The sequence below is a fragment of the Dehalococcoidia bacterium genome (genome assembly GCA_021295915.1).
Classification (GTDB): domain Bacteria; phylum Chloroflexota; class Dehalococcoidia; order Lucifugimonadales; family UBA1123; genus VXRN01.
Window position 1 is genome coordinate 19,024 of the sequence record JAGWBK010000049.1, and the last position, 8,889, is coordinate 27,912.

Below are 8,889 nucleotides of genomic sequence, written 5' to 3' on the forward strand. Positions count from 1 at the left end.
GCCGCCGGCGGGACACGTCGCGGAGGGGACTTTGCGCACATACGCAACAGCTCTTGCGATCCTGTCCTTCATCCTGCTCGGAGTGGCGTGCTCATCCGAGGTAGATGAAGGGGGCGGAACTCTGCCCCCCGGTATCGAGGACGACCTCGTCCCCGACGTGGATTACGAGGTGTACCTGTACTTCAACCCTGATGCGCCTGTCGTCGTCGAGCGCGACCGTTTCCTGGCCTCAGACCAGGAGGAGGTGCTCACACTCGGCGGCGAGGACCAGGTCTCCATCACCAGCGTCTCGATGGTCGCGACGTCGCTCGAAGAGTTCGGGGGCATCCTCGGGTTCGCCACCACCACCGACGCCGCGCTAGCCGGCAACCTGCTCGCGCAGAAGCCGATCGAAGACCCTCCCACCACCTCACAGGTGGCCACCACCACGGTCCAGATCATCCGCGGAGACGCTGAGTGGACGACCGACCTCTCCAGCCAGTACGGGTCGGCGGAGCTGGTGTCGCTCAAGGAGCGAAATCAGCAGGTGTGGAACATGCTGACCCACCTGCCCGTATCCGAAGAAGAGCCTCCCATCGCCGCGGGATTCATCTCGACCGGCGGGAACATCATCCAGGAGATAGCCGACGTCGCCGGCATTCACGTGACCGGGTTGGACACCGCCTTCGGCATCGTGCGGGTGGACAACGTCGCGTTCGGCATATACAGCGACCTGCCGGAGAGCATTCCCGGAGAGATCGACGTCGAGATGCTGGACACCCTGGATACCGGGGTCGTGCTGGTGGGCGGCGCCGGGTACGCCGGGGTCGCGGTCGCTTTCCTGGTGCGCTCCATCGCCGGCAAGATCGGCATGGAGACCATAGACCTCGAGAACACCAACGCCCGCTACCTGGAGCTCGAAGACGGCCACTTGGTCCTCAGGAACAAGGGCAGCCTGATCTACGCCACAGTAGCCGGCACCAAAGACCGCGCCGAAGAGCTAATGCTGAGCAATCGCTTCGAGGGTGTCTAAACAATCCCTTCTCCCCTGACGGGCTTACAGGGGTAGGTAAACCGACAGTTCGTTCGTCCTGAGCTTGTCGAAGGACACCCCCGGCTCCTGGATTCCGGCCTTCGCCGGAATAACGATCTGCGAATACCTACCCCTGTCAGCCCATCAAGGGAGAGGAGGAATCAAGGACCTCCTTCTGAGACAGGCTCTAACCTCCGATTCTAACCTGATCGGATAGTTTGTCGCCTTTTAGTTTTCTTGTCGGCGACGGGATGTCCTCTAACATCAGTCCGCCGACAACATCATATATTCGTCCCAAGCTGGCAGAGGCATAGTCGGTCGCCTCGTATCGCTGTATCTGCTGCTCCTTCAGGCCGATCCGCTCGGCCAAGTCCCGCTGCGTCATGCCCCGCGCGATGCGTGCCTTGATGAGCATTGCCGGCAGGTTGGTCACAACCATCAGTTCACTGAAGTCAAACTTCCCCGACTTCAGCGACTCGTACTCCCGAAGTTGTTCCCTCAGGTCCGCCAGCTGGCTACTGGCGGCATCCACCTGAGCCTTGGCGATGAGCGGATGCACGTCAGTATTCTCAGAATCGCGACTCTTCAGCTCAGTGAGTGTTTCTTCAAACCGTCTCACTTGCGTCTTGGTGAACCGGTACTGGCGTTCGTTTCTGATCATTCCCACCCCTCCAAATCTATCGCGACGATCCCCTTGGGCTCACCACTGGCCGTGGTCTGAAAGAACTCCAGGAAAGACAGCCCTGAGGCAGCCTCTACCACGGATGCTGGCAACAGTTCACCATAGTACTTCGCCTTCTGTCCGACTCGATCGTTGCCAAAATCAAGGAGCACCGGATCTAAGGCAAGTGGGTCGACGTCGACCTCATCCCAACAGCCATCGAAGTCGTTCGGGTATTCCTTGGACGTCACAAAGCTTCCATCAATGTAGGCTGCCCGACAGCCGGCGAGCTTCAGATTGTCCAACGCAGTTCCAAGGCCGATCAGGAGGCGTACCCTCCAAGGGTTGTACCCGAACCTTCTGACCAACTCCTCCCATTCAGCCACATGCACTCCCGGTGGAAGTAGCCCATTCGCATTGAATTCCGGCAACATAACACAACAATAATATTGTGGCGTATGGGTGTCAACTGTAAGGCATCGTCACCAGTCCATATCCGCCAGGAACATACGACGGGACGATGCGGTTCGCGGTACACGTCGTGGGGACGGTTCGCGAACCGCCCCTGCAGGGATGTTCTAGCTGCCGATGCTGTATCAATTCTGTAGGAGGCTCAATGGGCAACCGTCCTTCGACAGGCTCAGGACGAACGAATGCGGGCGAGACGCCCGCGCTCCCAGGGTGTGCCTACCAAATTGACACAGGCTCGTAGCCGCCCATCTTTTTTTGACACCGACTAGACCCAAAGCTACAATTGGACTGACTCGGCCGTGCGTCTGCATGGCTGACCACCCCAGCGCCGGAGGACACACAATGACCACACAAACACTCACCCCTGAAGAAGTTTATGAGGCGCTGAGGGACGTTTACGACCCGGAGATCCCCGTCAACGTAGTCGACCTGGGACTGGTCTACGGCGTAGAGGTCAACGAGGGCAACGTCGACGTCACGATGACCCTCACCTTCGCCGGCTGCGGCATGGGACCGTACATCGCCCAGCAGGCCGAGTGGCGCATCGCAGAGATGGACACCGTCGAGGACGTCAACGTCGAGCTGACCTTCGATCCCCCGTGGACCCCGGACCTCATCACCGACCAGGGCAAGAAGCTTCTCGGTCTCGACTAGCGGTCCGACTGTCGGGGCGCTTCACAGTAGACCCCGACCAAAAAGAACCCAGAAAATCACAGGGGCGCCCGATGCCGGGTCGATTCGACAGGCTGGCAGGTCGCCCCTGAACTTTGTACCCGCAGGGGCGGGTTTGAGACCCGCCCGTACCACGTGACAGGAGAGTCCAATGAATCCCCACCAGCATCAGCATGCGCAGGGGAATCCGGGGGGCCCTATGGACCCCCAGCAGCAGGCGCAGGCAAGGGCGAAGGTCGAAGCCATGCGCCGCCAGTTCGAGCAGAAGCGCGCGATCTCCGAGACGCTGGGGCAGATCAAGCACAAGGTGGGCGTCTACAGCGGCAAGGGCGGCGTCGGCAAGACGACGGTCGCCGTGAACCTCGCCGTCACGCTCGCTAACGACGGCGCCAGTGTCGGCATCCTGGACGTCGATATAGACTGCCCTAACGTCATCCGCGCCATGAGGGTCACCGAGGCGCCCCTGGCCGCTGACGACCGCAGGATGATCCCGCCGGAGCGCTTCGGTGTGAAGGTCATGTCGATGGGCTTCTTCCAGAAGGACGAAGAAGAGGCCATCATCTGGCGTGGGCCGATGATCCACAACGCCATCAACCAGCTCCTGCAGTCCACCACCTGGGGAGAGCTGGACTACCTGGTCGTGGACCTTCCGCCCGGCACCTCCGATGCGCCCCTCACAGTCATGCAGTCGCTGGAGATGGACGGCTTCGTCGTCGTAACCACTCCTCAGGAGCTGGCGAAGATCGACGCGATCCGCTCCGTCAACATGATCAAGAAGCTGCAGATCGACGTCCTGGGCGTAGTGGAGAACCTGTCCGGCGAAATGTTCGGATCAGGCGCAGGCGAGGAGCTTGCGGAGCACCTCGACATCCCGTTCCTGGGAAGCATCGAGCTGCGAGCCGACTACCGCGATATGTCGCGACCCACGGTGCTCAACAACGACGCCGTGCTCAACGAGTATCGCAAGATCGCCAAAGGCGTAGGCTCAGCCCTGGTGGCGGTAGCGTAGGGAATAACCCCCTCTTCCTGAGGCTTACCGGGGCATGTGAGGGTACACGGACAGGCATGAATACCAGCCGACGGCCCCTCTCCTTGAGGGCGAGGGCTGGGGACGAACTACAGCAGTCCCATAGCGTCCTCGGGAGAAACTACAGTCAGGTCGTACTTTGAGAGAAGTCCGCAGGACTCCAGGTCGTCCCGAAGCGCTCCATCTGTAGTTACCAGGACCGCCCCCGTTTCTACCGCTAGCCTGACCAAATACACGTCATCCTGGCTGCCATCTGGAATTAGCCCTTCGTCATCCACAGTCGGCGCAGTGTGGCCAAGCCCATCTACCTTCTCTGAGACTGTGAGAGCGTTGTACAGAGCGCGAATTAGGAATGGACCCAAGGTGGGGGATGATGGTAGCCGGGACTGTACAGTTGCTCCGCATACTTATCCCAAAGGACATCGTCCACCACGAGCGTGTGGCAGATCTCAATGATCTGCTGAATTAGATCGGCGCATCTTGGGTTGGGACTCCCGTATTCATCGAGTCCCTGCTGAGCCAAGATCACTATGTTTTCGTCGAGGATGAAACGGGGAGTCATACCTTGGCGCGTAGAGCCTCAACGTACCGCTTCATTTCGTCCAGATCGGTCTCAAAGAAGCTCTTTAGCCCCCCACTGACCTGTCCCCTGTCTGTCACCTCGATCTCGCTAGCCGAGCAAGCTCCACCCTCGTCCTTCTCGAAGGAGTAGATGGCGAGTTCGTCAGCGGCTAGCTTCCCCTCTGCAACCAGGGTCAACAATCGTCCTACAACATGCTCACTGTGGGTGGTAATGATCATCTGCTTATCGCCAGATGTGGCCTGATCAGCCAGCACCGACGCCAAGTCAGCCTGTGCCTTGGGGTGCAGGTGAATCTCCGGCTCCTCGATCAGCACCGTCGCCCCCGGGACGGTTCTAACTAACTCGAACAGCAGGTGGACCAAGGCGTTAGTACCGAAGCCTTCAGCCAAAATGCTGAGGTCACCGGCAATAGATTCCGAGACAGGCTTCGCCGATTGGGGTGGAACGGTGTCTACTCTGAAGCCGACACCAGTAATCTGTTTCATAAGAAGGGAAACTTTTTCGACCTCACGCCGGGAATAAGCCAGGGTCGTTGCCGTGTTGTCCTCCTGTGCTCCCAGGCCATCAGCACCTGAAATGTCATCGGAAGTTTCTGTACCCAACGCGTAAACACCTTGAGTTAAACCTCTAGCTGCCGGAACAAACCCCAATTTAGACAGCGTCTTCACAGGAACTTGGGACACTTGGTTCCACAAAGGTAACGTTGGATCATCACCTCGCAAACCGGACATGATGCGAAAGCTGTTGACCGCAGGTGTAACCATGTAGTGGAGGAGACCCTCTGAGGTTATAACCTGGGGAATCTGGCCATCTCGTGCAAAAGTTAGCTCGTAATCTTGGCCAGGGGTCGACCACTTCGTTGATCCGCGGTCAGCAGTCAGATTTGCTTGTTCAGAGTACTGTAAGTCAACTTTGAACTCTAGCGGCACCTGTACTTCTACTGAGTTTATGACCGAGCAGCCAGACAGGAATAGCCGAACACCATCTACCCTTGATTCCGGTCCTCGCCACATGAAAGCTTCTGGCGCAAACCGTACCAATTCGCCGTCCAAGACCAAAGGATCGACACTGTTTCTCGACTGCTTCAGCAACAGGAGAGCCTGCAACACGCCAGACTTGCCTGTGCCGTTGGGGCCAATGAACACCGTGATCAGCTTCGGATCGACGCTGATGCGGCGAAAGCATTTGAAGTTTTGCAGTGTAATGTTCGTAATCACTGGATCCACACTCTGGCCGGATTATAGCATCCGGTAAGGCTGTTCAGCCTTGGGGGGCTACGAATTCGTACGCCATGAACGCCGGAAACTCGGAGGCGTAGGCGTAGGAACAGCGCTTGTGGCAGTTGTTTAGGGGAGATCTTCGAATAACCCCTTCTCCCTGAGAGCTTACAGGGGTGGGCATTCTCAGATCGTCATCCCGGCGGAAGCCGGAATCTAAGGTCTGGGGGTGTCCTTCGACAAGCTCAGAGCCTGCGCCGGACTTGATCCGGTGACGAAGGAATTGTCGGTTTCCTACCCCTGTCAGCTCTGAGGGAGAGGGCCATCCACGACAGGCTTCTACCCCAGCAGCCCCGCGAGCTCGTCGGGGTGGCTGAGCATGGGGTAGTGACCCGCGTCCATCTCGTGCCAGTCGGCGTTTAGCCTCTCGGCAGTTCGACGCTGGTGTGCCTCTGGAGGGTTGGCGCTCAGCCGGCAGCGGATCACTCGCGCCGGAATGCTCCCCGCGGTTGCCCAGAACGCGTCCAGCTCTCCCGGAGCATCGGACGCCTCGACGGGGTGCTTGGTGGCACGATCAGCCGCCCACGCGCGCAACTCTGGTTCGAGGTCGGCGAACAGCCGCGTCTCAAGCTCGTCCCGCGTCGGACCGCGCGTAAGCTCGGTCGTCGGCATTGGTGGCGTGTTGGGGTCGCGCTGGACGATCTCCGACACCCGCTCCCCCTCCTGTGGGGCAAGCGCATCGACGAACACGAGCCGACTTATGCGGTCTCGAGCAAGCTCAGCCGTCTTGCACACCACGAGACCGCCGGTGCTGGTGGCGACGAGGACGACATCGCTGAGGTCTTCGTAGAACATCATCTCAGCGACCTCGCGCGCCTGCGCGGCGATCGTGATGCCGGGACGTATCAGGTGGTGTCGCTCACCGCAGCCGTCGAGCGTCGGCGCGTAGACGGTGTGCCCGGCTTGACGCAGCACCTCCGCGGTGGGCTTCCATATCCAGCCGCCCTGAAATGAGCCATGAACGAGGACGTAAGTCGACATGGGGTCTTCCCCTTCCACAGAGGTTTCAAAATACCTCCTCTCCCTTGATGGGAGAGGATTGAGGTGAGGGTGACAGGTTTAGTCCCCCTCGTCCCCGGATCAAGTCCGGGGCAGGCTCTAACCTTCTCCCGCCAGGGGAGAAGGGACTTCTTGGATCCTTTTTAGGGCGTGAGGCGGAGCCTCTACCTGCTCGGAAGCGTAGCGACTGCGGAACCGGGTGTTGTGCGCTGACCATCGTGGGTCTCAAGCCAGATGTCGCACTCGACGTAGTTCTCTTCGCCTTCCTGGTACTTCTTCTTGACGACGCCCTTGCCGAAGACAGGCGTGCCTGGGACATCCATGCCCCTGTACTGGACGCTGAGCTTCTTGAGGGTGCCCCACTCGCCGATCCAGTCGGTCACCAACTGACCGAGGAAGGCGTTCTTCAGTGCACCGTGCAGAATGACGTCGGGAAGCCCGTTGTTCTTTGCGTAGTTCAGATCGTAGTGGATCTGATAGTAGTCGCCGGACGCGCCCGCATACTTGACCAGCTGCTGCGTGGTCGGGTCCTTGCGCAGTACCGGCAGCTCCGTTCCCTCTTCTACATCTTCGAAGTAGACCTGCTCTGTCATCGTGCTAACTCCTCGCGTTGCGGTTTTCCTGTAGCCTCCTCACCCTCGATGGGAGAGGATTGAGGTGAGGGTTGTGAAGGGCCTTGCCTGGTAGGGACAGGTTTGAAACCTGCCTCTACTCGTCCTCGGACGGCTGATAGCTGATCCCGGTCGAGCGCTGGATCGCGACCATCCTCCCGAACTGGTTCCTGTACTCCCCAGCCGGCCGGGACGCTCGAAGATGTTCGAGATCAGCGTGGTTACGGAGATCCGGTCGCCGGGCCGGACTGGCTCATAGTACTCCCAGTCGCTGCCGCCATCCAGGTTCGCCGAGTACGGACTCTTGACGTCCACCTTCATCGGACCTGAACTCATCGTTCGGAAGAACGTCGGCGGAGCTATGATGCCGCCGTACCTCGAGTTCCGCGCCGCCTGTTCGTCGTTATAGATGGGGTTTGTATCCCCGATGGCGACTGCGAACTTGATAATGGCGCCCTTCTCGACCTCATTCACATGGGCCTCGGACTCCACGCCAACTGCCGCCCTCATCTCGGGGGTGATTGCTGATTCCTGTTCTTGTGTCATTCCGCCCGCTCCTGAACGTAGCCGATGCTTCCGGCCAAATCTGGGCAAAGTTTAAGTGCGAGGCTCAAGAGTGTCAAGAAATCAGGCGTCTGGCGCCCCTGCCCAGGACAGTCACAGCCTCAGATCTGGGCGAACTCAGAGGTGGCCTCTATCTCCCTGGAGATGGTCTGCGTTATCCATTCATTGATGCTCAGGTCGTTCGCTGCGGCCTCGACCGACACCTGGCGGTGCAAGTCTGGTCCAAGGCGAAGGTTCAGCTTGCCGGAGAACCCGCGACGAGGCTCAACGCCGTCTTCCTCGCACCAGTCCAGGTAGTCGTCTATGGATATGTGAAACTCGCGCTTCAGACTATCTACGCCTGAGGCCTCGAACGTAACTATCGGATATGGAGCCGCATTAATGACCTCTCCGTGCAGCATTCCCACAGAGTCATCGTACTCAACCTTTGCGATATATCCCTTGTACTCCATCATGGTTGTACCCCTACTGCAGCTTGAAATCTGGCTATTGACCGCATCGTCGCTTTACCAGCTTCGGGCTGAGGGTGAGGTCTGTGAACAACCATCCGCTGGTTGTCCTTTTTCAGTCCTACACGGGACCCGGCCCTTTCCGTGACTTCGACCCCTGCCGCAACCAGCAATGCCTCATTTATCTAGCCTCTCACAATGCCCCTTGACGTGCCACCTCTTTCACAGCCCCTAGATATGAAACGAATTGGCACAGTCTCGTTGGGGGTGTTGGGGTTAGACCCATATTCTGGTGATTGGTCTGTTGATTAGGTGGGAGATGGCCCAGACTAGGGCGTCCATGCGGTCGGGTGAGACGTCGGCAGGACCCTTGGGGGTCCAGGTGCACATCTGGTCTTCGAGGTCAGGGAATGTGCCGACGTGGTGGACTCTGCCCTGCTCGTAGAGGGCTGCTATCGGCTCTGCGCGGGCGTACTTGCCACGGCTGGCGGTCACGGCGCGGAACCTGAAGATCTTTCCGCCTGACGCGGTGCGCAGCACCTCCTTGACCAGGTCGCCTCCGT

The 8,889-nt window shown here is 59.2% G+C and carries 14 protein-coding genes; 3 read left to right on the forward strand and 11 right to left on the reverse strand.

Features of this window, described 5'->3' with window-relative positions:
* Positions 1 to 31: 31 nt before the first annotated feature.
* Entirely contained in the window at positions 32 to 1,012 is a 981-nt protein-coding gene (locus tag J4G14_12930) for a hypothetical protein (protein MCE2458694.1), read from the forward strand.
* Between the two features lie 187 nt (positions 1,013 to 1,199).
* Here J4G14_12930 and J4G14_12935 read toward each other — a convergent pair whose 3' ends face one another.
* Together J4G14_12935 and J4G14_12940 are read right to left on the reverse strand one after the other, a co-directional pair.
* On the reverse strand, positions 1,200 to 1,673 hold the full coding sequence (locus J4G14_12935) for a helix-turn-helix transcriptional regulator (GenBank protein MCE2458695.1): 474 nt from the start codon (positions 1,671 to 1,673) through the stop codon (positions 1,200 to 1,202).
* Complete coding sequence (locus J4G14_12940; GenBank protein ID MCE2458696.1) at positions 1,670 to 2,107, reverse strand: hypothetical protein; 438 nt, start codon at positions 2,105 to 2,107, stop codon at positions 1,670 to 1,672. Before J4G14_12940 ends, J4G14_12935 begins: the two co-directional genes overlap by 4 nt.
* Before the next feature lie 379 nt (positions 2,108 to 2,486).
* Between J4G14_12940 and J4G14_12945 the strand changes: the two genes are divergently transcribed.
* Positions 2,487 to 2,798, forward strand: a complete 312-nt coding sequence (locus J4G14_12945) for a metal-sulfur cluster assembly factor (protein ID MCE2458697.1) — start codon at positions 2,487 to 2,489, stop codon at positions 2,796 to 2,798.
* 217 nt (positions 2,799 to 3,015) lie between these two features.
* Positions 3,016 to 3,825, forward strand: coding sequence for an Mrp/NBP35 family ATP-binding protein (locus J4G14_12950; GenBank protein MCE2458698.1), 810 nt, complete (start codon positions 3,016 to 3,018; stop codon positions 3,823 to 3,825).
* 107 nt (positions 3,826 to 3,932) lie between these two features.
* On the opposite strand, the gene J4G14_12955 is transcribed toward J4G14_12950, so the two are convergent.
* The 9 genes from J4G14_12955 to J4G14_12995 all read right to left on the reverse strand — a co-directional run.
* The gene (locus tag J4G14_12955; GenBank protein MCE2458699.1) at positions 3,933 to 4,205 is read right to left on the reverse strand and encodes a hypothetical protein; all 273 of its coding nucleotides are present in this window, start codon (positions 4,203 to 4,205) and stop codon (positions 3,933 to 3,935) included.
* Positions 4,190 to 4,405 carry a hypothetical protein gene (locus J4G14_12960; GenBank protein MCE2458700.1) on the reverse strand — a complete coding sequence of 72 codons (216 nt, stop codon included), beginning with the start codon at positions 4,403 to 4,405 and terminating at the stop codon, positions 4,190 to 4,192. Before J4G14_12960 ends, J4G14_12955 begins: the two co-directional genes overlap by 16 nt.
* On the reverse strand, positions 4,402 to 5,643 hold the full coding sequence (locus tag J4G14_12965; protein ID MCE2458701.1) for an AAA family ATPase: 1,242 nt from the start codon (positions 5,641 to 5,643) through the stop codon (positions 4,402 to 4,404). The genes J4G14_12960 and J4G14_12965 overlap by 4 nt, the downstream gene beginning before the upstream one ends.
* Before the next feature lie 339 nt (positions 5,644 to 5,982).
* A complete protein-coding gene (locus tag J4G14_12970) occupies positions 5,983 to 6,684 on the reverse strand; it encodes an alpha/beta hydrolase (GenBank protein ID MCE2458702.1) in 702 nt (233 codons plus the stop codon).
* Positions 6,685 to 6,866: 182 nt separating this feature from the next.
* Positions 6,867 to 7,295 (reverse strand): dehydratase, encoded by a 429-nt coding sequence (locus tag J4G14_12975; protein ID MCE2458703.1) that lies wholly within the window; start codon positions 7,293 to 7,295, stop codon positions 6,867 to 6,869.
* 39 nt (positions 7,296 to 7,334) lie between these two features.
* Positions 7,335 to 7,859, reverse strand: a complete 525-nt coding sequence (locus J4G14_12980; GenBank protein ID MCE2458704.1) for a MaoC family dehydratase N-terminal domain-containing protein — start codon at positions 7,857 to 7,859, stop codon at positions 7,335 to 7,337.
* Positions 7,860 to 7,978: 119 nt separating this feature from the next.
* Complete coding sequence (locus tag J4G14_12985; protein ID MCE2458705.1) at positions 7,979 to 8,332, reverse strand: type II toxin-antitoxin system HicB family antitoxin; 354 nt, start codon at positions 8,330 to 8,332, stop codon at positions 7,979 to 7,981.
* A complete protein-coding gene (locus J4G14_12990) occupies positions 8,329 to 8,499 on the reverse strand; it encodes a type II toxin-antitoxin system HicA family toxin (GenBank protein ID MCE2458706.1) in 171 nt (56 codons plus the stop codon). Before J4G14_12990 ends, J4G14_12985 begins: the two co-directional genes overlap by 4 nt.
* A 103-nt stretch (positions 8,500 to 8,602) precedes the next feature.
* On the reverse strand, positions 8,603 to 8,889 hold a 287-nt coding region (locus tag J4G14_12995), incomplete at its 5' end, for an ATP-binding protein (protein ID MCE2458707.1).

Excerpts from the sequence above, each read along its gene's own strand:
- J4G14_12935 (MCE2458695.1), bottom strand. The coding sequence starts at position 1,673 with ATGATCAGAAACGAACGCCAGTACCGGTTCACCAAGACGCAAGTGAGA.
- J4G14_12940 (MCE2458696.1), bottom strand. The coding sequence starts at position 2,107 with ATGTTGCCGGAATTCAATGCGAATGGGCTACTTCCACCGGGAGTGCAT.
- J4G14_12945 (MCE2458697.1), top strand. The coding sequence starts at position 2,487 with ATGACCACACAAACACTCACCCCTGAAGAAGTTTATGAGGCGCTGAGG.
- J4G14_12950 (MCE2458698.1), top strand. The coding sequence starts at position 3,016 with ATGGACCCCCAGCAGCAGGCGCAGGCAAGGGCGAAGGTCGAAGCCATG.
- J4G14_12960 (MCE2458700.1), bottom strand. The coding sequence starts at position 4,405 with ATGACTCCCCGTTTCATCCTCGACGAAAACATAGTGATCTTGGCTCAG.
- J4G14_12970 (MCE2458702.1), bottom strand. The coding sequence starts at position 6,684 with ATGTCGACTTACGTCCTCGTTCATGGCTCATTTCAGGGCGGCTGGATA.
- J4G14_12975 (MCE2458703.1), bottom strand. The coding sequence starts at position 7,295 with ATGACAGAGCAGGTCTACTTCGAAGATGTAGAAGAGGGAACGGAGCTG.
- J4G14_12980 (MCE2458704.1), bottom strand. The coding sequence starts at position 7,859 with ATGACACAAGAACAGGAATCAGCAATCACCCCCGAGATGAGGGCGGCA.
- J4G14_12985 (MCE2458705.1), bottom strand. The coding sequence starts at position 8,332 with ATGATGGAGTACAAGGGATATATCGCAAAGGTTGAGTACGATGACTCT.